Genomic DNA, 23,169 nt, shown 5'->3' on the forward strand with positions numbered 1-23,169 from the left:
AATTTCCTTACAGGAAAAAGTGATCGTCATTTTTTCTGGATTTCGAAATGACCCGTTTCGAGCCAGCATCGGCCCAATGTTTCAGGAGGAATGCTGATGTCCGACATCCCCTCGCTCAATCTGCCGGCCGGCGTCGTCGTCAAGGGTGCGCTCGCGCACCGCTTCGATGAAATTCTGACCCGCGATGCCCTCACTTTCGTCGCGGAGCTGCATCGCCGCTTCAACGAGACACGCAAGCGCCTGCTCGCGCTCCGGGCCGAGCGCCAGAAGCGCTTCGACGCCGGCGAGACGCCGGACTTCCTGGCCGAAACCAAGCATATCCGCGAAGGCGACTGGACCGTCGCGCCGATCCCGGCCGACCTCCTCGATCGCCGCGTCGAGATCACCGGCCCGGTCGATCGCAAGATGATTGTCAACGCGCTGAATTCCGGCGCCAAGGTCTTCATGGCCGATTTCGAGGACGCCTCCTCGCCGGTCTGGGCCAATATGATCGAAGGCCAGATCAATCTGCGGGACCGCTGGGCGAACAAGATCGACTTTACCGATCCGACGAACGGCAAGGACTACAAGCTCAAGGACAAGCCGGCCGTCCTGATCATCCGCCCGCGCGGCTGGCACCTGCCGGAGCGCCATATCGAGATCGATGGCGAGGAAGCCTCGGGCTCCCTGGTCGATTTCGGGCTCTATGTCTTCCACAACGCCAAGGCGGCGCTGGCCGCCGGCTCCGGCCCCTATTTCTACCTGCCGAAGCTGGAGAGCCACCTCGAAGCCCGGCTCTGGAACGACGTCTTCGTCGCCGCCCAATCGGCGCTCGGCCTAAAGAACGGCACGATCAAGGCGACCGTCCTGATCGAGACCCTGCCCGCCGCCTTCGAGATGGACGAGATCCTCTACGAATTGCGCGAGCACATGGCCGGCCTCAATTGCGGCCGCTGGGACTACATCTTCTCCTTCATCAAGAAGCTCGCCCGCAACAAGGCCTATGTCCTGCCGGATCGTTCGCAGGTCGTGATGTCCAAGGCTTTCCTACGCGCCTATTCGCTGCTGCTGATCAAGACCTGCCACAGGCGCGGCGCCTTCGCGATGGGCGGCATGGCGGCGCAGATCCCGGTCAAGAACAACCCCGAGGCCAATGCCGCTGCCTTCGCCAAGGTCAAGGCCGACAAGGAGCGCGAGGCCGGCGACGGCCATGACGGCACCTGGGTCGCCCACCCCGATCTCGTCCCGGTCGCGATGGAGGTCTTCGACCGGCTGATGCCGCAGGCCAACCAGCTCGGCAAGAAGCGCGACGACGTCTCGATCGGCGCGAAGGACCTGCTCGAAGTCCACCAGGGCACGCGCACCGAGGAAGGCTTCCGCGAGAACATCCGCGTCGGCGTGCAATATATCGAGGCCTGGCTGCGCGGCCGCGGCGCGGTGCCGATCTACAACATGATGGAGGACGCTGCGACCGCCGAGATCAGCCGCGCCCAGATCTGGCAGTTCGTCCAGTACGGCGTCGCGCTCGAAGGCGGCATCAAGGCCGATGCGGCGCTGTTCAAGCGCTGCCTGCCGGAGGAGATGGAGCGCGTGAAGGGCGAACTCGGCCCTGAGAACTATGCCAAGGGCCGCTTCCCCGAGGCGATTGCGCTCTTCGAGACGCTGTCGCTGGCGCCGAACTTCGAGGACTTCCTCACCGTGCCGGCCTACGCCAAGCTCGCCTGACGGGCGGACTCGGATGATCGCAAAGAGGGCGCCGTCTTAGGACGGCGCCCTTGTCGTTTGAGGACCTCAGCCATGGTGCAGGGACCAGAGGACGCGGATGCCGATGACCGCCGCCATCAGGGCGATCGAAACGCAAAGATGCAGCACATCGGCTTTCCAGCCGCCGGCGGAAACGCGCCTTGTGCTTTGATAGACCGCCTCGCGGCGGCGACGGTAGCTGCCGATCACGGACATGAGAGCCTCCTTCGAGAGTGGGGAGCCGGTAGCGCGGTGTCAGCGCCGCCCGGCCACCCCTGCGGCGGCGCGGCCGAGAGACTGCGCCGTCATGGTTTCCGGGAGCGGGCGCGGCAGATCCTCGATCGCCTCGCGGACGAGTGGAACCAGCTCCGGCCGTGCGGGTGTCAACGGCGCCCGGCAAGCGGCTTCGATGCCCGGATGAAGCAGCGAGAGCGCGAGCTTGACGAGGATCGGATCGGGTTCTTTCGCCAGCAGGTCGAGCAGCGGGATGAGCCGCCGTTGCAGGATCTGCGCCTGGCCGTAGAACTCGGAGCGCGCCGCGCTCTCCAGCCGCGCCAGCCAATGCGGGGCGAGATTGCCGATGCTGGTGATGGCGCCGCAGCCTCCGGCGAGCAGATAGGCCGGAAGGGTCTCGGCCGCGCCGGTCAGGCGCATGAAACGGCGGTCGCGGATCCTGGCGATCCGGTCGCAGCGAATAAGATCGCCACGCCGCTCCAGGATGCCGACGATGTTCGCCGCCCCTTCGAGCCGCTCCAGCGTCTCGAGCGCGATCTCGACGCCGCAGCGGTCGGGATCGTTGTCGAGGATGATCTCGAGCCCGGTCGCCTGCGCGACGGCCAGCGCATGGGCGGCAAGCCCGGCCTGGGTCGGCCGGCTGTAATAGGGCATGCGCAGCAGCAGGGCTGAGGCGCCCGCCTTCTCCGCCGCCATGACGGCCGCGATCGTATCGGCCGTACCGTAAGTTCCGGCGGCCACGATGACGGGAAAGTGCCGGCCCGCGATGCTGCGCGCTGCGGTCAGCAGCGACTGTTGTTCGCCTTCGGTCAGCGCGGAGATTTCACCGGTCGCGGTACCGACCACGATGCCGTCTGCGCCCTGGGCGATCTGCCAGGCGATCAGACGCTCCAGCGCGCCGTAATCGATCGCCCCGCTGTCGAACGGCGTGACCAGCGCCGTGAACATGCCGTGAAGCCAGTGGTTCATGGCATGCCTCAAAGCAGGCGCAGCTGTCTCGCCGTCATCCGGACGGCGCGCGGCCGATGGGCCGTCTCGGCCGCGGCATAGCGCAAGGCAGCGCTCCGGTCGGCGAAGATGCCGCCGCCGCGGCCATGCGTCTCGATGGCGAGCCAATGCCCTTCGGCATCGCGGCCGATGAGGAAGGCGGGAGGATCGGCGAAACGCCTGTGATGGATCTGGTTCATAATCCTGGTTTCCGAACGGCCTTTGGGACCGCACGGAAAAGGATAGGGTCGCAGCCATAGCCGTTCGAGACGGACTCCGGTCCCGGAACATCAAGATCGCATAGGATTTCGCCGGAGCGCCTCACAGGGCGCTCCGGCGGCCGTTCAGCCCGCCTTCTTCGCCTGGAGCAGCAGCACCTCGATCTTGAAGCTGCCATCGGGCTCGGTGTCGAAATAGCCGGTGATCGCCGAGGAGACGGAGGTCTGCAGCGCCCGGATCGCCTCGACCTGCAGCTTCGGCGTGTTCATCCGCTCGACCCAGGACTTGAACTCCAGCCGCATCCGGAAGCGCGTGGCGACTTCGGCCTGGAAGCCGGCGCGGGCGACCGCCGCCTCCCATTCGGCGCGGGTGTAGTTGCGGCCATGCGAGCAGTCGCGCAGCATCTCGATCGCCTGGAAATAGCTGTCGGCAAGCGGGTTCGACGGCGCGACCGTGTCCGACATCACCAACTCGCCACCGCTCTTCAGGACGCGCGCCGCCTCGCGCAGGCCGGCATCGACATCGCGCCAGTGATGGGCGCTGAAACGGCTCACCACCATGTCGAAGGAGCCATCCGCGAAGGGCAGCTTTTCCGCCGGCCCCTGCTGCGTCACGACATTGCGCAAGCCCCGCTTGCCGGCGGCATCGGCCACCACCTGCAACATCTCGGACGACAGGTCATAGGCCACGACCTCGCCGACGAAGGGGGCGATGTTGAACGAGGCATGCCCCCCGCCGCAGCCGAGATCGAGCACGCGCGCGCCATCCCGCCCCTTCGCCAGCGCCGCCAGCGCATCGAGATCCGCGCTCTGCGCATGCACCGCGCTGTGCAGATAAGCCTCGGCGCGCGATCCGAACTGCGCGCCCACCAGGGCTTCGTGACTGCCTTCCGACATCGTGTGATCTCCGTTCGATCGATGATGGCGGCCGGCTTAGCACGTGCTTATAACTAGCTTCAGAGAGAAGTTTTAACTGGTATAAATTGCACCATGATAGCTGCGTCATGATATCCGGCCCCTCACCCGAGCAGCGCCGCGAGCTCGGCGATTTCGCGCGAACCCTGCGCGAGCGGCTGAAGCCGTCCGGCATCGGCCTGCCGGATGGCGGGCGGCGGCGCACCCCCGGCCTGCGCCGCGAGGAGGTGGCGCAGCTCTGCGGGCTGAGCGTGACCTGGTACACCTGGCTCGAACAGGGGCGGGAGATGGCGCTCTCGCCGCTGGCGTTGGCCCGTTTCGCCGGGGCGCTGCGTCTCGGCCGGGCCGAGCGGGCCTATCTCTTCGAGCTTGCCGGCCGGCGCGACCCCGAACAGGGCGACAGCGAAAGCCATGCCGTGCCGCCCGATGTCCTCGCCTGCGTCGGCCTGATCGCCGCCCCGGCCTATATCCTCGATCGCGGCTGGACGGCGCTTGCCTGGAACGAGCCGGCCAGCCGCCTCTTTCGTGGCTGGCTGGACGGCGACGCCGATCGGAATCTCCTCAACTTCATCTTCCTCACCCCGGCTGCGTCGGCCCTGATCTGCGACTTCGAGAATCGGGCGCGCCGCGTCGTCGCGGAGTTTCGCGCGGATGTCAGCGCCCATCTGAACGATCCGGCGATACGGAACCGTATCGACGCGTTGAGCGAGCGCAGCGAGGCCTTTGCGCGCTACTGGCGCGAACGCGTCGTGCTGGAACGCGAAGGCGGCGAACGCACCTTCAACCATCCGGCGCAGGGCCGGCTGGCCTATCATCAGGTCAGCTTCGCGGTCGCGAGCCAGCCGGAGCTGAAGCTGTCCATGCTCGTTCCGGCGGAAGGGACAACGGCCGACGCGCTTTGACATCGCCCCCCTCGGCGCGCTCAATCCCGCCCCCTGTTCGCCGGATTCGCCGCATGCGGTATCGCTTCTTGTCTCTCGCCACGGCTGCCTTGCTGGCTGCCTCATTCGCTCAGGCCGCGACGCTCGCACCAGAGCAGCGCTTCAAGGCCATCAGCGATTTTGCCGGGAAGAAGCCCGGAAAGGCCGCGCATGATGTCAGCGGCCTCGCCTGCATGCCTGTCGCCAACGGCGCCCAGCGCTGCCTGCTGATCAATGACGAAGGCGCCTTCGCCCAGTTCGCGGAGATCGCCGAGAACCGGATCACGCCGGGCGCCACCTTGCCGATTATCGGCGATGAAGCCTCGCCGGCCGTGCTGGGCACAGCCCCGCAGGGCATTTGCAAGAAGCCCGGCCGCTTCGGCGAGCTCGACGGCGAGGCCGTCGCCTATGCCGATGGCGCCTTCTACATCGCGGGCTCGCATGGCTGCTCGCGCAAGAGTGGCGAGTTCCGGCTCTCGGCCTTCCATCTCGCGCGTCTTCGCGTCGACGCAACCGGTGCGCCGGCCGGGCAGGTCGAGCTGACCTATCGCCTGAGCGATGTCCTGCGCCGCGCGGGCGAGGCCGGCGCCTTTTTCGGCAAGAGCCTGATGGACGATAACGGCCTCAATGTCGAAGGCATCGCGGCGCAGGGCGACACGCTCTGGGTCGGGCTTCGCGCACCCTCGCTCGGCGGGCGTGTCTTCCTGGTCGGAGCCTCGCTCAAGGAGCTGTTCGCGCCGGGCCATGCGCCGGCAACAGAGGCACCGCGCGTGGTTGCGCTGCCGGCCGGGCCGGATCGCGGCATCCGCGATCTCGCCCTCCTTGCCGGCGGGCGGCTGCTCGCGCTGATCGGGCCGGCGCAGGAGCAGCAACGGCCCTATGCCCTGCTGCTGGTCGACCCCGCCCGGCCCGATGCAGCCGCCGATCTCGGCGAGTTGCCGGAGCGGCGCAACGCGAAGGCCGAATCCCTGACGGTGCTCGCGCAGCAGGGCCGCAAGCTCGATGTCCTCATCGGCTATGACGGCCCGCGCAACGGCCATTTCGAATCCTACCACCTGCAACTGCCCTGAGAGATTGAAGCGAAGCCATGGATTTCATGCCCTGCCTGACCGAAGCCGTCGCACGCTATCGCAGCGAGGTCGCGGGCTCCCGCGAGCATCTCTCGCTGCTGCGCTGGCAGATCGAGCAAGGCCATGCCCTCGACCGGCGCGAGACCTTTCCCGGCCACGTCACCACCAGCGCCTTCGTGCTCTCTCCCGACCACGCCCGCATCCTGCTGATCGACCATGTCGTCATCGGCCGCTGGCTCCAGCCCGGCGGGCATTGGGAGGAGGCCGAGCACTTCCACCAATCGGCGGCGCGCGAGGCGGTCGAGGAGACCGGCGTGCAGGATTTGCAGCTCCACCCCTGGCATCGCGAGGCGGATGTCCCCTTCGCCATCGACAGCCATGACGTGCCGGGCAAGCCCGCTCGCGGCGAGCCGGACCATGTCCATCACGACCTGCAATATCTCTTCCTCGCCGACCCGGCCCGGCCGCTCGTCGCTCAGGTCGAGGAGGTGCATGCCGCCGCCTGGAAGCCGGTGGAGGAGCTGGCCGCGATCGCGCCGCGCGCGCTGGCCCGGATCGCGATGCTGGCCCTGCCTGGTTGATTGTTGCGGCGGCGCAACATGTAATATTATTACGAAAAGAGAGCCTCCCCTCTCTCGCTTCCCCGTCATCGGCGCGCCATAGTTTGGTCGGAAGCGATTATGCTATTGCAAATCAATCGCAATAGCATAAGGTCATTGCTCACCCCGCCGGAGCCGCCATGCCGACAGCCCTTCTTCTTCTGTTGCAACGCCGCAACAGCCGAACGGATTGCCGAAATACCTATGGCTCTTTTATCGCGGAAAGCGGGCCGCGAATGCATCATCACACCGATCCGAGTGACTGAGCACGCTTTGCACGCACGGTGCCCCGCCCCTCCTCAACTGGAATGTCCGCGATGAAGCTGGCCTCAGCCCTCCTCTCCTCCCGCCTCGCCTTCGCGCTCCTCGGGGCCTGCGTCGCCACCGCAGCCACTGCCGCCGACCTGCCCTCCCGCAAGGGCGCGCCCGCGGCACCTGCGCCGGTCGTCTCCCGCTGCACCGAGAGCGAGGGCATTCCGACCGACGCCTTCGGCTTCACCACCGGCTCCGACGTGGCCGATGTCGGCTCCTTCGGCCCCAGCCTGACCTATAATGGCGGCTTCGGCACCCGGGTCGGCACCTCCAACAGCCACGGCTTGACGCTGCAGGGCTCCTACGGCCTGTTCCCCTGCGCCGAGGTCGGCCCCTATGTCCTCGGCAATTTCACCGATGCCTCGGCTGGCGGTATCAGCGCCGATTCGCGCGGCTATGGCGCCGGCGTCGAGATGAAGTACCGCCTGCTCGGCCGCGACATGCACGGCATCGGCCTGACGCTGGTGATCGACCCGAGCGTCACCCGCACCGATCCGGACGGCATCGCCCGCAACTTCACCACCTACAACACCGGCATCCGCCTCTTCGCCGACAAGACGCTGATCCCGAACACGCTCTATGCGGCGGTGAACGTCTCGCAGGACCTGACCTGGACCGGCCCCTCGCCCTATGGCCGCTCCTCGACGCTGACGCTCGCCGGCTCGCTCGCCTGGCAGGTGCAGGACGGGCTTTATCTCAGCGGCGAGGTCCGCCACATGCGCAAGCATAACGAGCTCGGCTTCGACAAGGAGGCCGGTTACGCCACCTATGTCGGCCCCGGCGTGTTCTGGCAGGCGACGAAACAGCTCGCCCTTTCGGCAGCCTACAACATCCAGGTCGCCGGCAAGGCCAAGGGCCAGCCCGGCGATCTCGACCTGACCAACTTCAGCCAGCATCTCGTCAAGGTGAAGCTGGGCTACAGCTTCTGACGATCCAATCGAGGCCTCAGCCCTCATCCTGAGGAGCCGCGAATGCGGCGTCTCGAAGGATGAAGGCTGGGTCATGATTTTGCGCAAAGCGAAGAGCGGCAGCGGCAACGCTGCCGCTCTTTTCGTTTCGGCCCGCCTCGCGCGTTGACATACTCCCCCTCAGTACCATAGCGTCGCGGCAACCGGAGCCTCGGTGCCCATGCCTCACACGCCTGAAGAAAAGAAGCGCGCGGTCACGCGGCTGCGCCGGATCAGAGGGCAGACCGATGCCCTGATCGCGGCCGTCGAGCGCGGCGAGGAATGCGGTGCGCTGCTGCAGCAGCTCGCGGCGTTACGCGGCGCGGCAACCGGGCTGATGGCGGAGGTGCTCGAAAGCCATCTGCGCGAAACCATGCAAGCCGGCGCCGGCCCGGCCATCGGCTCCGCCGATGACGCGAACGAAGACGAGATCGCCGCCATCATGCGCGTGATCCGCCCCTATCTGAAATGAACAGCCTGAAAGAAGGAACCGCCCGATGAAGACCCGCGCCGCCGTTGCCTGGGAAGCCGGCAAGCCGCTCACCATCGAAACCATCGAGATCGGCGGCCCGAAGGCCGGCGAGGTGCTGATCGAGGTCATGGCGACCGGCATCTGCCACACCGACGCCTACACGCTTTCGGGCCTGGATTCGGAGGGCAAGTTCCCCGCGATTCTCGGCCATGAGGGCGCCGGCATCGTGCGCGAGGTCGGCGCGGGCGTCACCACGCTCAAGGTCGGCGATCACGTCATCCCGCTCTACACGCCGGAATGCCGCAACTGTAAATCCTGCCTGTCGCAGCGCACCAATCTCTGCACCTCGATCCGTTCCACCCAGGGGCAAGGCGTCATGCCGGACGGCACCTCGCGCTTCTCCTGCGATAGCGGCGAGATCTTCCACTATATGGGCTGCTCGACCTTCGCGAACTTCACGGTCCTGCCCGAGATCGCGCTCGCCAAGGTCCGGGAGGACGCCCCCTTCGACAAGATCTGCTATATCGGCTGCGGCGTGACGACCGGCATCGGTGCGGTAATCTACACGGCGAAGGTCTGGCCGGGCGCCAATGTCGTCGTCTTCGGGCTCGGCGGTATCGGCCTCAACGTCATCCAGGGCGCCCGCATGGTCGGCGCCGACAAGATCATCGGCGTCGACATCAATCCGGCCAAGCAGGAGATGGCGCGCAAGTTCGGCATGACCGACTTCATCAACCCGAAGGAGATCGGCAACGACAAGGTCGTGCAGGCGATCGTCGATCTCACCGGCGGCGGCGCCGATTTCTCCTTCGATGCCACCGGCAACACCAATGTGATGCGCCAGGCGCTGGAATGCTGCCATCGCGGCTGGGGCGAGTCGATCGTCATCGGCGTGGCCGAGGCCGGCAAGGAGATCGCGACGCGCCCCTTCCAGCTCGTCACCGGCCGCGTCTGGAAGGGCACGGCCTTCGGCGGCGCGCGCGGGCGCACCGATGTGCCGAAGATCGTCGACTGGTACATGGAGGGCAAGATCAACATCGACGACCTGATCACCCACAAGCTGAAGCTCGAGGAGATCAACCACGGCTTCGACCTGATGCATGAAGGCAAGTCGATCCGCAGCGTCGTGGTCTATTGAGGCGTCGTTTTGCCGCCTCATCTGTGAGGCAGTGAAGCATCCTAAGTCATTCCGGGGCAGCGCGAAGCGCTGAACCCGGAACCCGCGACGGGGCATGACGCTTGAACAAGCCGACTGGGCAAGGGCTCGCCCGGTCGTCGGTCCGGATTCGATCCTGACGGGTCGCCCCGGAACGACAAAAGCGCGCGCCGCAAGAAAGGACCCCGCATGGAACTCCTCTCCGCCTCCAAGGCCTTCGGCGGCTCGCAGCGCGTCTATCGGCATGAGAGCACGGCCTGCGCCTGCCCGATGACCTTCGCGATCTACCTGCCGCATCAGGCGGAGGAAGGGCCGGTGCCGGTGCTGTGGTATCTTTCCGGCCTGACCTGCACTCACCAGAACGTCATGGACAAGGGCGAATACCGCGCGGCGGCTGCCGCCAACGGCATCGCCATCATCTGCCCGGACACCAGCCCGCGCGGCGAGGACGTGCCGGACGAACCGGGCAACTGGCAGTTCGGCTCGGGCGCGGGCTTCTACCTCGACGCCACCCAGGCCCCCTATGCCGCGAACTACCGCATGGAGAGCTATATCCGCGACGAGCTGCCGGAGCTGGTCGCCCGGAACTTCCCGCTCGACATGTCCCGTCAGGGCATTTTCGGCCATTCCATGGGCGGCCATGGCGCGATCACGCTCGCCCTCAAGAACCCGGAGCGCTACCGTTCCGTCTCCGCCTTCGCGCCGATCTCGCAACCCTCGACCGCCGACTGGTCGCGCCCGGCCCTCGAGAAATATCTCGGCCCCGACGAGGCCGGCTGGCGCGCCTACGACTCGACCCTGCTGATCGCGGACGGGCATCGCCTCAAGGAACTGCTCGTCGATCAGGGCGGTGCCGACGGCTTCCTCGAGGAGGGCCTGCGCCCGCAATTGCTCGAGATCGCCTGCGCCACCGCCGGCATCCCGCTGCAGCTCACGCTGCGGGAGGGTTACGATCACTCCTACAACTTCGTCTCCACCTTCATGGCCCAGCACATCGCCTGGCACGCCGAGCGCCTCTTCGCCTGAACGGCCTGAGGGAACGGCCGTCCCGGCATCGCGTTGAAGCTGTCACAGCCTCAACACGGCTCGGGGGGCCATCATGGCAAAGAGATCCAAGCGCCGCCTGCCGCAGAGCGACCGCTCGTTCTTCACGCGCCTCTCTCAGCGCGTCGCCCACTGGTCCGGCAAGCCGCAGACGTTCTTCGGCGCGGCGATCGTCATCGTGATCTGGGCCCTGTCGGGGCCGTTCTTCGGCTACAACGACACCTGGCAGCTGGTCATCAACACCTCGACGACCATCGTCACCTTCCTGATGGTCTTCATCATCCAGAACAGCCAGAACCGCGACACCGCCGCCATGCAGATCAAGCTCGACGAGCTGATCCTGAAGCTGGAAGGCGCGCGCGAGGAGCTGCTCGATCTCGAAGAGCTCGACGAGGAGAAGATCGAACACTTCCGCTCGGAATTCGAGGCGATGGCGGCAAAGGCACGCCAGACCCTGCAAAAGGTCGCGACCGGGGAAGAAGCGCCCCCTTCAACCAAAAAGTAAGGTTAGCCGTTAGGGTTAAGTCTCGTTTAAGAAATCGCTGGCATGGTCCTGCGCAACGGTAACTGCGCGGGACTGCGTCCTTGTCCTTGCGCGCAACGCGAAGGATCCTGCCATGGGCAGCCTGAAATCCATTGCGCTTGGGGGCGCCCTGGCCCTCAGCGCCGCTGCGGCAGCCCATGCCGCCGACTTCCTGCCTCCCCCGCCCCCGATGGAGCCGCCGGTGCTCAAGGGCACGATCTCAAGCGGCATCTATCTGCGCGGCGATGTCGGCGTCGGCGTTCAGAGCGTCAGCAAGTACCATCAGGACGATGTCGCCGAGTTCGGCGGCAGCTTCTTCGGCAAGAGCGACAACTCCACCTTCTTCGCCGGCCTCGGCATCGGCTACCGCTTCAACAACTGGCTGCGCTTCGACGTCACCGGCGAGTATCGCGGCGCCGGCCAGATCGGGGTGAACGACATCGTCTTCAACCCCTTCAACAACGGCAACCAGACCAACACCTACAAGGGCAACCTGACCTCGCTGGTCACGCTGTTCAACGGCTACTTCGACCTCGGCACCTGGAATTGCCTGACACCCTATATCGGCGCCGGCATCGGCTTCACGCAGAACCGCATTGCGGGGCTGACCGATCAGGGCGCTCTGTTCGGCAACTTCGTCGGTCCGACGCTTGGCTATGCCAACACCGGCACCAAGACCAATGTCGCCTGGGCGCTCATGGCCGGCGTCGGCTACGAGGTGAACAAGAACCTCACCCTCGAACTGGGCTATCGCTACCTCAATCTCGGCGACGCCCAGTCGGGCCGCCTCATCAACGCCTTCACGGGCCAGATCCAGGGCCCGCTCAAGGCCAAGGACATCGACAGCCACGATTTCCGCATCGGCATGCGCTGGAACTTCGGCGACCCGAATTGCTGCGGCACACCCGAGCCCGCGCCGGTCGCCTACATGCCGCCGCCGACGGTGCGCAAATACTGAGGCTCACGGCCTTCCAACAAGCGAACGGCGCGGATTATCTCCGCGCCGTTTCGCTTTTTTCATCTCTTCGAAACATCTGCACGCAGGGTCGTCCTGCGCGACCGCATGGATCCCGGATCGGCGCCGCCCAAAGGCGGCTTGTCCGGGATGACGATTCCGCGCGGGCTGTACTGGAAAAACTCCCCGTCAGCGCAGCAGCGACTGCGCGGTCATCTCGGCCGGCTGGGCGAGCCCCATCAGCGCCAGCAGCGTCGGCGCGATATCGGCGAGCCGGCCCTCCGCCAATGCCCTGCCCTGCCCGCCGATCAGCATCAGCGGCACCGGATTGGTGGTGTGGGCGGTATGCGGCTTACCGGTGACCGGATCGACCATCAATTCGGCATTGCCGTGATCGGCGGTGACGAGCAGCGCCCCGCCCTGCCGCTGCACGGCCTCCGCGATGGCGCCGAGCCCCGCATCAACCGTCTCGGCCGCCCTGATCGCCGCGGCGAGCACGCCGGTATGGCCGACCATATCGGTATTGGCGAAGTTCAGGATGACGAGGTCGTAGCGGCCTGAATCGATCGCCTCGACCGCCTTGGCGGTCAGCTCCGGCGCCGACATTTCCGGCTGCAAATCATAGGTCGCGACCTTGGGCGACGGCACCATCACCCGATCCTCGCCGGGATAAGGCGTCTCTTCGCCGCCATTGAAGAAATAGGTGACGTGCGGATATTTCTCCGTCTCCGCCATGCGCACCTGCTTCAGCCCGGCCTTGGCGACCGTCTCGCCCAGCCCATTGGCGAGCGTCTGCGGCAGGAACAGCGCCGGCATCACCTTGTCGAGCTCGGCGCTGTAGGAGGTCATGCTGACCGCCTTGACCAGCTTCGGCACGCGCAGCCGGGCGAAGCCCGAGAAATCCGGCTCCAGCACCGCGTTCAGGATTTCGCGGATGCGATCGGAGCGGAAGTTGAAGCTGAGCAGCCCGTCGCCGTCCCGCATCCCCGCATAGCCGCCGATCACGGCCGGCACGATGAACTCGTCCGTGACCTTGCCGGCATAGGCGTCGGCGATGGCCGCCTGCGCATCGGGGAAGGCATTCCCCTGCCCCAGCACCATCGCGCTCCAGGCCTTCTCGACGCGCTCCCAGCGGTTGTCACGATCCATCGCGTAGTAGCGCCCGGATACGCTGGCGATGGTCGCGCCGGCCGGCAGCGCGGCCGCGAAGCTCTTCACATAATCGGCGGCCGATTGCGGCGGGGTATCGCGTCCATCGGTGAAGACATGCAGCTTCACCGGCACGCCCTGCGCCGCGACGATCTTCGCCAGCGCCACGGCGTGGTCCTGATGCGCATGGACGCCGCCCGGCGAGACGAGGCCAAGCAGGTGGCAGGCGCCGCCGCTCGCCTTCAGCGCAGCGACGAGCCCGCTCTCCCCCACGGCCTTCGCGATCGAGCCATCGGCGATCGCCTGGTTGATGCGCGGCAGATCCTGCATCACCACGCGCCCGGCACCGAGATTGAGATGGCCGACCTCGGAATTGCCCATCTGCCCGGGAGGGAGACCGACATCGAGCCCCGAGGTCCGCAGGAAGGTATGCGGACTGCTCGCCCAGAAGCGATCGAAATTCGGCGTCTTCGCCAGCTTGATCGCGTTGTTCTCGGCATCCTCGCGCCAGCCCCAGCCATCGAGGATCATCAACATCACGGGACGAGGCGGCATCGGCTTGACCTTCGGCATTCAGGAAAAGGTGCTGGTGCGGATACCATGTGCTGCGCCGCCGATGCGAGTGCTAAGAAGGCGAACGATCAGAGACCTAGCCCCGGACGGAGGATGTCCATGCCGATCAAGGCCCTGGTTTTCGACGCTTATGGAACGCTGTTCGACGTCCAGTCCGTCGCCGCCGTCACCGAGGCCGCTTTCCCCGGCCATGGCGCGACCATCACCCAGATCTGGCGATTGAAGCAGCTCGAATACACCTGGCTGCGCGCGCTGATGGGTCGCTACGAGGATTTCTGGACGGTCACGACCGAATCCCTCGACTTCACCTTGAAAACACTGGGCCTCACCGCGACGCCCGCATTCCTGGCGGAGATCGCCGGCGCCTATGACGGGCTTGCGCTCTATCCCGAGGCGCGTGCCGCGCTGCAAGGGCTCGCCTCCTACCGGCTCGCCATCTTCTCGAACGGCAGCCCGGCCATGCTGAAGCGGCTCGTCGCCCATGCCGGCATCGGCGAGTTCCTGGAGACCGTCATCAGCGTCGACGAGATCGGCGTCTACAAGCCCGATCCGCGCGGCTATGCCCATGTCGAGAAGCGGCTCGGCCTCTCGCGCGACGAGATCCTCTTCGTCTCCTCCAACGGCTTCGACATCGCCGGCGCCAAGGCCCATGGCTTCACGGTCGCGCGCATCGAACGCGTGCCGGCCGCGGCCTTGCGGGTCGAGATCGAGGCGACCGGCACGATCGACCCGAAGCTGATGTTCAAGGCGCTGCGCCTGCAGCCGGAACAGCTTGGCTTCCATGCGGATGTGACGATTGCCGCGCTGACCGATCTCGTCTCCTATGCCGCGATCCGTAACCTGCCCGGACCAAGCGGGAGCCTGCCATGATCAAGCTTTACTACCACCCCTCGCCGAACCCGGCGAAGATCGCGCTCTTCCTCGAGGAAGCCGGCCTGCCCTACGAGATGGTCCCGGTCGACACCCGCAAGGGCGACCAGTTCAAGCCGGACTTCCTCGCCATCAACCCCAACGCCAAGACGCCGGCGCTGACCGATGGCGACGTCACCGTCTTCGATTCCAACGCGATCCTGCTCTATCTCGCCGAGAAGACCGGAAAGTTCCTGCCGCAGGATACGCCGAAGGCGCGTGGCGAGATGCTGTCCTGGCTGATGTTCGTCGCCACCGGCATCGGGCCCTATTGCGGTCAGGCCGTGCATTTCAGCCGCTTCGCCCCCGAGAAGATCCCTTATGCGATCAACCGCTACGCCCGCGAGGCCGAGCGTCACTGGGGCATCATCGACGAGCGGCTGAAGACCCGGCGCTATATGCTCGGCGAGGACTACACGCTGATCGACATGTCGGTCTGGGGCTGGGCGACGCGGCTTTCCTTCGCCGTCGGGGAGGATTGGGCGACGATGTTCCCGAACGTGAAGCGCCACACCGACGAGATCTCGGCACGGCCGGCCGCCCAGCGCGCCATGGCGCTGAAGGACCAGTTCGCCTTCAAGACCGAGGTCGATGCGGACGCCCGCAAATTCCTCTTCCCGCAGAACGCGCGTCTGGCGGGGTGAGCTTGTTCGTCATGGTCGGGCTTGACCCGGCCCTCTCTAAAGCCAGCTAGCCAATCCCGAGTTTCTCGGGTCGGCGCACGGCGCCGCCCGAGAATGACGCAGGACACAGCGCCTCCGCTGTGCATCACCCTTTGAAAACGCTGGCAGCGCCCAGCATTTCCGGCCAGTGTCGCGACGCCCCGCCCCCGGGAGGCGCGCGGGCCAGCACAGTCTCCGAGAGGACGGATGCCCACCGATATCGAGATCGCGCGCGCCGCGACGCTTCAACCTGTTGGCGCCATTGCCGAGCAAGCCGGCATCCCCGCAGAAGCGCTCCACCCCTACGGCAAGTTCATCGCCAAGATCGACACCGGTGCGATTCCCGGCTTCCATGACAAGCCGGACGGCAAGCTGATCCTCGTCACCGCGATCAGCCCGACGCCGGCGGGAGAAGGCAAGACCACCACCACGGTCGGCCTCGGCGACGGGCTGACGCGCATCGGCAAGAAGACGATGATCGCGCTGCGCGAGCCCTCGCTGGGCCCGAGCTTCGGCATGAAGGGCGGCGCCGCCGGCGGCGGCTATGCCCAGGTCGTGCCGATGGAGCAGATCAACCTGCATTTCACCGGCGATTTCCACGCCATCACCAGCGCGCACAACCTGCTCGCCGCGATGGTCGACAACCATGTCTACTGGGGCAACGGGCTCGGCTTCGATACCCGCACGATCACCTGGCGCCGCGTGCTCGACATGAACGACCGCGCCCTGCGTTCGATCGTCTCTTCGCTCGGCGGCAATGGCAACGGCTTCCCGCGCGAGGACGGCTTCGACATCACCGTCGCCTCGGAGGTGATGGCGATCTTCTGTCTGGCCCGTGATTCCGCCGATCTGGAGGAGCGCCTCGGCCGCATCGTCGTGGGCCGCACCCGCGACAAGCGCCTGATCACCGCCGCCGATCTCAAGGCGACCGGCGCGATGAGCGTGCTGCTCAAGGACGCGCTGATGCCGAACCTCGTGCAGACGCTGGAAGGCACCCCGGCCTTCGTCCATGGCGGCCCCTTCGCCAACATCGCCCATGGCTGCAATTCGGTGATCGCGACCCGCGCGGCGTTGAAGCTGGGCGATTACGTCGTCACCGAGGCCGGCTTCGGCGCCGATCTCGGCGCGGAAAAATTCTTCGACATCAAATGCCGCGAGGCCGGGCTGAAACCGGCCGTGGCCGTCGTCGTCGCCACCGTCCGCGCCCTCAAGATGCATGGCGGCGTGGCGAAGGACGCGCTCGGGCAGGAGAACCTCAAGGCGCTCGAAGCCGGACTTTCCAATCTCACCCGCCATGTCGGCAACATCCGCAAGTTCGGCGTGCCGCCGATCGTCGCGATCAACCACTTCGCGACCGATACCGCCGCCGAGCACGAACTCATCCGCAATTACTGCCGCAACCATCTCGGCGTCGAGGCGGTGATCTGCCGCCACTGGGCGCAAGGCGGCGCCGGCGCGGAGGAACTCGCCCACAAGGTCGCCGCGCTCGCGGATGAGGGCGAGGCCGATTTCGCCCCGCTCTACCCGGACGCCATGCCGCTGCGCGAGAAGCTGGAGACGGTGGCGCGCGAGATCTACGGCGCGGCCGGCATCAGCCTCGATGCCAAGCTCGCGGCGCGCTTCGCCGATCTCGAAGCCGCCGGCTTCGGCGAGCTGCCGATCTGCGTCGCCAAGACCCAGTATTCCTTCTCGGCCGACCCAACGCTCCGCGGCGCGCCCTCCGGCCACATCGTCCCCTTGCGGGAACTCAGGCTCTCGGCCGGCGCCGGCTTCGTCGTCGCGATCTGCGGGGACATCATGACCATGCCCGGCCTGCCGCGCGAACCCGCCGCCGAACGCATCCACATCGACGCGCAGGGGCATATCGAGGGGTTGTTCTAGGAGCGCTTCCAGCCGTCATGCTCGGGCTTGCCCCGAGCATCTCTCGCCGAAGAAGGCTCTGGCATTATCTCGTCCGGAGATTCTCGGGTCCGCTGAGGCGGCCCGAGAATGACGAGCCAGCTACAACTCAAGCGAAGTCGAGCTGCACCTTGATCGCCTTCGCCTTGTCGGCGGCGAGGTCGAAGGCCTCGACGGCGCGGTCGACAGGGATCGTCGCGGTCAGAAGCGGCGAGAGGTCGATATTGCCCGAACCGATCATCGCCACCGCCCAGTCGAACTCCTCATGGAAGCGGAAGGAGCCGCGCAGGTCGAACTCCTTGGCGACGACCACGTTCATCGGCAGGGTGAACTGACCGCCGACGCCGATCTGCACGATGGTGCCACCCGAGCGCACCGCGTCGAAAGCCCCGGTCAGCGCATGCTGGTTTCCCGACGCTTCGAACATCACGTCGAAGGCGCCCTTTTCCGCCCCGTATTCCTCCTTCAGCCGGTCAGGCTCGGCCATGACGTTGATCGCCGCCGTCGCGCCCATCTTACGCGCCACCGGCAGCGGGCCATCGACCACGTCGGTCGCGACGATCTCGGAAGCGCCCGCAGCCTTCGCCGCGACGATGGTGAGCGCGCCGATCGGCCCCGCCCCCGTCACCAGCACGCGCTTGCCGAGCAGCGGTCCGGCGCGCTTGGCGGCGTGGAGGCAGACCGAAAGCGGCTCGGCGAAAGCGGCCTGCGCCGCGGTGACGCCCGGCGCCACCTTCACCGCCTGCCGCTCCTCGACCACGAGCACGTCGCGAAAACCGCCCTGCACATGCGGGAAGCGCATCGCCGAACCGTAGAACAGCATGTCGGTGCAGTGCTGCTGCAGCCCCATCTGGCAATAGCGGCAATGGCCGCACGCGCGGCTCGGATTGACCGCGACACGGTCGCCCGGCTTCACCCGCGAGACCTCGTCGCCGACGGCCTCGACCCGGCCGGCGATCTCGTGGCCAAGGATCAGAGGCTCGCGCACCCGGATCGTGCCGAAGCCGCCATGCAGATAGTAATGCAGGTCCGAGCCGCAGATGCCGCCGGCTTCCATCCGCACGCGCACGTCGCGCGGCCCCAGCTCCGGCGCGGTCGTCTGCTCGACGCGCAGATCCTTCTCGGCATGGATGACGACGGCACGCATGGCGGCTTCTCCTCAAATGGCGCGAGACAAGCTTAGCCGCGCCGTTGTCTAATCGTTTGAAAACTGCTTACCCAACGACGCGCCACCGGCGCAAACGAAACCGACGCCGGGCTCCGGCAATTTGCGAGGATACGCCATGTCGCTGTCGCTGTTCAGCCTGGAAGGCAAGGTCGCGCTGGTCACCGGCTCGGGCCAGGGCATCGGACTCGCCCTGGCAGAGGGCCTCTCGGAAGCCGGCGCCCATGTCGTGCTGAACGGCCGCGACAAGACGAAGCTCGAGCGGGCGCAGCAGACGCTGACCGCGGCCGGCCGCAAGGCTTCCATCGCGCCCTTCGATGTCACCGACCAGAAGGCCGTCGAGGCCGGAATCGCCATGATCGAGGCCGAGATCGGCCCGATCGATATCCTCATCAACAATGCCGGCATGCAGAAGCGGGCGCCGATCACCGAATTCCCGGTCGAGGGCTGGCATGAGGTGATGAACACCAATCTGCATTCGGTGTTCTACGTCACCCAGGCCGTGGCGAAGCGGATGCTGCCCCGTAAACGCGGCAAGATCATCAGCATCGGTTCGGTGATGAGCGAGCTCGGCCGCGCCACCATCATCCCCTACACCGCCTCGAAGGGCGCGGTGAAGATGATGACGCGGGGGCTCGCCGCCGAGCTCGGCAAGCACAACATCCAGGCCAATGCCATCGGCCCCGGCTATTTCACCACCGAGATCAACCAGGCGCTGCTCGCCGACGAAGCCTTCACCAGCTGGGTCTGCAGCCGCACGCCGGCCGGGCGCTGGGGCGAGACGAAGGAGCTGGTCGGCGCCGCGATCTTCCTGTCCTCGGCGGCTTCCGACTACGTCAACGGCCACCTGCTGATGGTCGATGGCGGACTGACCGCTGTAGTGTAAGGACACCGCCGCTGTCATTCTCGGGCGAAGCGAAGCGCAGACCCGAGAATCTCGTGCCGGAATAACCGTCGGAGCCTCCTTCGGCAGGAGATGCTCGGATCAAGCCCGAGCATGACGCGCGCTCTTCTCAGGCCGCGGCCTTCGTCACCGCATCGACGACATCGTCGACCGCGCGCTCGACCAGATCGCGGTCGTCGCCCTCGGCCATGACACGGATCACCGGCTCGGTGCCGGAGGGCCGGATCACCAGGCGGCCGCTTTCGCCAAGCAACTGCTTCGCCGCCTCGATGGCGCTCATCACCGCCTGCTGCTCCAGCGGCTTGCCGGTCTTGTAGCGCACGTTCTTGAGGATCTGCGGCAGCGGCTCGAAGCAGTGGCAGACCTCCGAGACCGGCTTGTCCATCCGCTTCACCACCGCGAGCAGTTGCAGCGCTGCGACCAGCCCGTCCCCGGTCGTGCCGAAATCCGAGAGGATGATATGGCCGGACTGCTCGCCGCCGAGGTTGAAGCCGTGATTGCGCATATGCTCCAGCACATAGCGGTCGCCGACCGCGGTACGCGCCAGCGACAGGCCCAAGCCCGCCAGATAGCGCTCCAGGCCGAGATTGGACATCACCGTCGCGACGATGCCCGGTGCCGAGAGCCGGCCATCCTCCAGCCAGGAGCGCGCGATCACCGCCATGAGCTGGTCGCCGTCGACGACCTGGCCATGCTCGTCCACCACCAGCACGCGGTCGGCGTCGCCGTCGAGCGCGATGCCGACATCGGCGCGCATCTCCTTGACCTTGCTGACCAGGGTGGACGGATGGGTCGAGCCGATCTCCCGGTTGATATTGAAGCCGTCGGGTTCGACGCCGATGGTGATGACCTCCGCACCCAGCTCCCAGAGCGCCTGCGGCGCCACCTTGTAGGCGGCGCCATTGGCGCAATCGAGCACGATGCGCAGGCCTTCCAGGCTCAGATTGCGCGGCAGCGTCCGCTTGGCGAATTCGACATAGCGCGCATCGGCGCTGTCGATGCGCTTGGCCCGGCCGAGCATCGGCGAAGTCGCCAGGCGCGGGCCGAGATCGGCGTCGATCAGCGCCTCGATCTCGCGTTCGACATCGTCGTTGAGCTTGTAGCCGTCGGGCCCGAACAGCTTGATGCCGTTATCCTCATAGGCGTTGTGCGAGGCCGAGATCATCACGCCGAGATCGGCACGCATCGAGCGCGTCAGCATGGCGACGGCCGGCGTCGGCATCGGGCCGAGCAGCATGACGTCCATGCCGACCGCGGTGAAGCCGGCCACCATGGCATATTCGATCATATAGCCCGACAGGCGGGTATCCTTGCCGATCACCACCCGGTGGCGGTGCTCGCCGCGGCGGAAGGCGAGGCCGGTGGCCTGCCCGACCCTCAGGGCGAGGTCGGGCGTGATGACGCCGTTCGCCCGCCCACGAATGCCGTCCGTTCCGAAATATTTGCGCGTCATTGCCAATCGCTTCCGAGAGGGCGCCAGCGCCCTGAATTTGCGTTCTTCTATAGCCAAAAAACCTTTCCGCCTTCTCACAAAATATGACGGAGCGTGACAGGGACGCGGCCCCGCATAGCCCCGCTCTCATCATTCAGGCCCTGCCCTCCCGGGCGCAGCGAAGCGGAGACCCGGGATCCGTGCCGGCATGTTTCCGAAATGCGCTCTGGCATGGATCCCGGATCGGCGCCGCCATGGGCGGCTTGTCCGGGATGACGGCGCGGAAGCGGAATGGAGGCGATCTCCCACCACACATGAAAAAGGCGGCCCGAAGGCCGCCTTTTTCATTTCAGTCGAACCGCCTCACGCCTGCGGTTGCGGCTCCAGCCCGGCATCGGGTTCGCCGCGCTTGCGGCCCTTGCCGGCGCTCGGCACGGCCGAGCCGCGCGGGGCGTGCGGCGTGTCGTCGGCGTCGCGCACCGGGCGCTTACCGGCGATCAGGTCGCGAATTTCCTCGCCCGTCAGCGTCTCGAATTCGAGCAGCGCCTCGGCCACCGAGACGAACTCGTCATGGTGCTCGGTGAGGATGGCCTTGGCGTCCTGGTAGCCGTTGTCGACGAGGCGCTTGACCTCGGCGTCGATCTTCTGGGCGGTCGCCTCGGAGACCGCCTGGCTGCGGCCCATCGACATGCCGAGGAAGACCTCTTCCTGATTGTCGCCATAGGCGACCATGCCGAGCTCGTCCGAATAGCCCATCTGCGTGACCATGGCCTTGGCCATCTTGGTCGCCTGCTGGATGTCGCCGGTGGCGCCCGAGGTGACGTTCTCGCGGCCGAAGGTCATCTCCTCCGCCACGCGCCCGCCCATGGCGACCGCGAGCTGCGAGGTGAACTCCTTGAACTTCATCGAGTAGCGATCACCCTCCGGCAGGAACTTGACCATGCCGAGCGCACGTCCGCGCGGGATGATCGTCGCCTTGTGCACGGGGATGCCAGCCGGGACGTAGAGGCCGACGATGGCATGGCCGGCCTCGTGATAGGCGGTCAGCTTCTTCTCCTCCTCGGACATGGCCATGGATTTGCGCTCGGCGCCCATCATGACCTTGTCCTTGGCATCCTCGAACTCGGCATGGGTGACCATGCGCTTGCCGCGACGGGCCGCCAGCAGCGCCGCCTCGTTGACGAGGTTCATCAGATCCGCGCCGGAGAAGCCGGGGGTGCCGCGGGCGAGGATCTTGAGGTCGACATCCGGCGCCATCGGCACCTTGCGGACATGGACGCGCAGGATTTTCTCGCGGCCGGCGACATCGGGGTTCGGCACGACGATCTGGCGGTCGAAACGGCCCGGACGCAGCAGGGCGGGATCGAGCACGTCGGGACGGTTGGTCGCGGCGATGATGATGACGCCTTCGTTCGGCTCGAAGCCGTCCATCTCGACAAGGAGCTGGTTCAGCGTCTGCTCGCGCTCGTCATTGCCGCCGCCGAGGCCGGCACCGCGATGGCGGCCGACCGCGTCGATTTCGTCGATGAAGATGATGCAGGGGGCGTTCTTCTTGGCCTGCTCGAACATGTCGCGCACGCGGCTCGCGCCGACGCCGACGAACATCTCGACGAAGTCGGAGCCCGAGATCGTGAAGAACGGCACATTGGCCTCGCCCGCGACGGCACGCGCCGTGAGCGTCTTACCCGTACCGGGAGGGCCGACGAGCAGCACGCCGCGCGGAATGCGCCCGCCCAGCCGCTGGAATTTCTGCGGATCGCGCAGGAACTCGACGATCTCCTGCAGGTCTTCCTTGGCCTCGTCGATACCCGCAACGTCCTCGAAGGTGACGCGGCCATGGGCCTCGGTCAGGAGCTTGGCCTTCGACTTGCCGAAGCCCATCGCCCGGCCGGCGCCGTTCTGCATCTGGCGGGACATGAAGATCCACAGGCCGATGAAGATGACGAAGGGCAGCGAGTTCACCAGCAGCGCCATGAACCAGGGCGTGCCCTCGGAAGGAGCGCGGGCCGAAACCGTCACGCCCTTCTGGGCCAGCGTCTTCAGCAGGTTCGGGTCGCCATAGGGCGCATAGGTCACGAAGTTGCGACCATCCGAGAAGGTGCCGGAGATTTCCTGGCCCGCGACCACGACGCTCGAGATGCGCCCGGAATCGGACTCGTTGATCAGTTGGCTGTAGGGAATCTCGTTGGTGTTCGAGCGTTGGCTCGGACTCTGGAACAGCGTCACCAACGCCAGGACCAGCAGGAAGATCACCACCCAGAGGGCGAAATTGCGAAAATTCGGATTCATCACCAGTCCGATCGGGCCTGCCGGGACCAACCGGATAAGGCCTGGTTTCACTTAACAGGCAATCTAGGTGCGACATGCGTCCTTGCCAAGGGAAACGCACGCAAAACGCACGA

The 23,169-nt window shown here is 66.3% G+C and carries 22 protein-coding genes; 14 read left to right on the forward strand and 8 right to left on the reverse strand.

Annotation, left to right across the window (positions count from 1 at the left end; genetic code table 11):
* Positions 1-96 precede the first annotated feature (96 nt).
* Positions 97-1,704, forward strand: a complete 1,608-nt coding sequence (gene aceB / locus GGC47_RS09275; protein ID WP_142021938.1) for a malate synthase A — start codon at positions 97-99, stop codon at positions 1,702-1,704.
* Between the two features lie 66 nt (positions 1,705-1,770).
* On the opposite strand, the gene GGC47_RS09280 is transcribed toward aceB, so the two are convergent.
* The 4 genes from GGC47_RS09280 to GGC47_RS09295 form a co-directional block, all read right to left on the reverse strand.
* Positions 1,771-1,938 carry a hypothetical protein gene (locus GGC47_RS09280; RefSeq protein ID WP_156115885.1) on the reverse strand — a complete coding sequence of 56 codons (168 nt, stop codon included), beginning with the start codon at positions 1,936-1,938 and terminating at the stop codon, positions 1,771-1,773.
* Between the two features lie 39 nt (positions 1,939-1,977).
* Complete coding sequence (locus GGC47_RS09285) at positions 1,978-2,925, reverse strand: dihydrodipicolinate synthase family protein (RefSeq protein ID WP_142021939.1); 948 nt, start codon at positions 2,923-2,925, stop codon at positions 1,978-1,980.
* An 8-nt stretch (positions 2,926-2,933) separates the two neighbouring features.
* Positions 2,934-3,143, reverse strand: coding sequence for a hypothetical protein (locus tag GGC47_RS09290; protein WP_038359583.1), 210 nt, complete (start codon positions 3,141-3,143; stop codon positions 2,934-2,936).
* Positions 3,144-3,287: 144 nt separating this feature from the next.
* Complete coding sequence (locus GGC47_RS09295; RefSeq protein WP_429067787.1) at positions 3,288-4,058, reverse strand: class I SAM-dependent methyltransferase; 771 nt, start codon at positions 4,056-4,058, stop codon at positions 3,288-3,290.
* A 107-nt stretch (positions 4,059-4,165) separates the two neighbouring features.
* Here GGC47_RS09295 and GGC47_RS09300 point away from each other — a divergent pair, with 107 nt between their 5' ends.
* The 9 genes from GGC47_RS09300 to GGC47_RS09340 all read left to right on the forward strand — a co-directional run bounded on the left by GGC47_RS09300 (position 4,166) and on the right by GGC47_RS09340 (position 12,077).
* Complete coding sequence (locus GGC47_RS09300) at positions 4,166-4,978, forward strand: helix-turn-helix transcriptional regulator (protein WP_142021940.1); 813 nt, start codon at positions 4,166-4,168, stop codon at positions 4,976-4,978.
* Positions 4,979-5,031: 53 nt separating this feature from the next.
* The gene (locus GGC47_RS09305; RefSeq protein WP_370954507.1) at positions 5,032-6,066 is read left to right on the forward strand and encodes a DUF3616 domain-containing protein; all 1,035 of its coding nucleotides are present in this window, start codon (positions 5,032-5,034) and stop codon (positions 6,064-6,066) included.
* A 17-nt stretch (positions 6,067-6,083) separates the two neighbouring features.
* A complete protein-coding gene (locus tag GGC47_RS09310) occupies positions 6,084-6,647 on the forward strand; it encodes an NUDIX hydrolase (protein ID WP_051987573.1) in 564 nt (187 codons plus the stop codon).
* A 335-nt stretch (positions 6,648-6,982) separates the two neighbouring features.
* The gene (locus GGC47_RS09315; protein ID WP_112764468.1) at positions 6,983-7,906 is read left to right on the forward strand and encodes a hypothetical protein; all 924 of its coding nucleotides are present in this window, start codon (positions 6,983-6,985) and stop codon (positions 7,904-7,906) included.
* Positions 7,907-8,105: 199 nt separating this feature from the next.
* Complete coding sequence (locus tag GGC47_RS09320; RefSeq protein WP_038359595.1) at positions 8,106-8,396, forward strand: metal-sensing transcriptional repressor; 291 nt, start codon at positions 8,106-8,108, stop codon at positions 8,394-8,396.
* 25 nt (positions 8,397-8,421) lie between these two features.
* On the forward strand, positions 8,422-9,534 hold the full coding sequence (locus GGC47_RS09325; protein WP_112764469.1) for an S-(hydroxymethyl)glutathione dehydrogenase/class III alcohol dehydrogenase: 1,113 nt from the start codon (positions 8,422-8,424) through the stop codon (positions 9,532-9,534).
* 207 nt (positions 9,535-9,741) lie between these two features.
* On the forward strand, positions 9,742-10,578 hold the full coding sequence (gene fghA / locus GGC47_RS09330; protein WP_370954508.1) for an S-formylglutathione hydrolase: 837 nt from the start codon (positions 9,742-9,744) through the stop codon (positions 10,576-10,578).
* Between the two features lie 73 nt (positions 10,579-10,651).
* Positions 10,652-11,101, forward strand: coding sequence for a low affinity iron permease family protein (locus tag GGC47_RS09335; RefSeq protein WP_113253719.1), 450 nt, complete (start codon positions 10,652-10,654; stop codon positions 11,099-11,101).
* 112 nt (positions 11,102-11,213) lie between these two features.
* Positions 11,214-12,077: an outer membrane protein gene (locus GGC47_RS09340; RefSeq protein WP_038359600.1), complete on the forward strand. Its 864-nt coding sequence runs from the start codon at positions 11,214-11,216 to the stop codon at positions 12,075-12,077.
* A gap of 186 nt (positions 12,078-12,263) precedes the next feature.
* Here the strand turns inward: GGC47_RS09340 and gpmI are convergent, their stop codons facing one another.
* On the reverse strand, positions 12,264-13,778 hold the full coding sequence (gpmI, locus tag GGC47_RS09345; RefSeq protein WP_210245664.1) for a 2,3-bisphosphoglycerate-independent phosphoglycerate mutase: 1,515 nt from the start codon (positions 13,776-13,778) through the stop codon (positions 12,264-12,266).
* A 117-nt stretch (positions 13,779-13,895) separates the two neighbouring features.
* Here gpmI and GGC47_RS09350 point away from each other — a divergent pair, with 117 nt between their 5' ends.
* From GGC47_RS09350 to GGC47_RS09360, 3 genes are all read left to right on the forward strand, one after another.
* Positions 13,896-14,666, forward strand: coding sequence for a haloacid dehalogenase type II (locus GGC47_RS09350; protein WP_038359602.1), 771 nt, complete (start codon positions 13,896-13,898; stop codon positions 14,664-14,666).
* Positions 14,663-15,349: a glutathione S-transferase family protein gene (locus tag GGC47_RS09355; RefSeq protein ID WP_038359604.1), complete on the forward strand. Its 687-nt coding sequence runs from the start codon at positions 14,663-14,665 to the stop codon at positions 15,347-15,349. The genes GGC47_RS09350 and GGC47_RS09355 overlap by 4 nt, the downstream gene beginning before the upstream one ends.
* A gap of 225 nt (positions 15,350-15,574) precedes the next feature.
* On the forward strand, positions 15,575-17,248 hold the full coding sequence (locus tag GGC47_RS09360) for a formate--tetrahydrofolate ligase (RefSeq protein ID WP_429067794.1): 1,674 nt from the start codon (positions 15,575-15,577) through the stop codon (positions 17,246-17,248).
* Between the two features lie 127 nt (positions 17,249-17,375).
* On the opposite strand, the gene GGC47_RS09365 is transcribed toward GGC47_RS09360, so the two are convergent.
* Positions 17,376-18,413 (reverse strand): L-idonate 5-dehydrogenase, encoded by a 1,038-nt coding sequence (locus GGC47_RS09365; RefSeq protein ID WP_191125663.1) that lies wholly within the window; start codon positions 18,411-18,413, stop codon positions 17,376-17,378.
* A gap of 136 nt (positions 18,414-18,549) precedes the next feature.
* Between GGC47_RS09365 and GGC47_RS09370 the strand changes: the two genes are divergently transcribed.
* A complete protein-coding gene (locus GGC47_RS09370) occupies positions 18,550-19,317 on the forward strand; it encodes an SDR family NAD(P)-dependent oxidoreductase (protein ID WP_133564517.1) in 768 nt (255 codons plus the stop codon).
* Positions 19,318-19,444: 127 nt separating this feature from the next.
* On the opposite strand, the gene glmM is transcribed toward GGC47_RS09370, so the two are convergent.
* Together glmM and ftsH are read right to left on the reverse strand one after the other, a co-directional pair.
* A complete protein-coding gene (glmM, locus tag GGC47_RS09375) occupies positions 19,445-20,788 on the reverse strand; it encodes a phosphoglucosamine mutase (protein ID WP_038359611.1) in 1,344 nt (447 codons plus the stop codon).
* 342 nt (positions 20,789-21,130) lie between these two features.
* Positions 21,131-23,056: an ATP-dependent zinc metalloprotease FtsH gene (ftsH, locus tag GGC47_RS09380; RefSeq protein WP_038360327.1), complete on the reverse strand. Its 1,926-nt coding sequence runs from the start codon at positions 23,054-23,056 to the stop codon at positions 21,131-21,133.
* Between the last annotated feature and the right edge of the window lie 113 nt (positions 23,057-23,169).

Source organism: Allobosea sp. OAE752 (genome assembly GCF_050433265.1).
In the GTDB taxonomy this organism is placed as follows: domain Bacteria; phylum Pseudomonadota; class Alphaproteobacteria; order Rhizobiales; family Beijerinckiaceae; genus Allobosea; species Allobosea spartocytisi.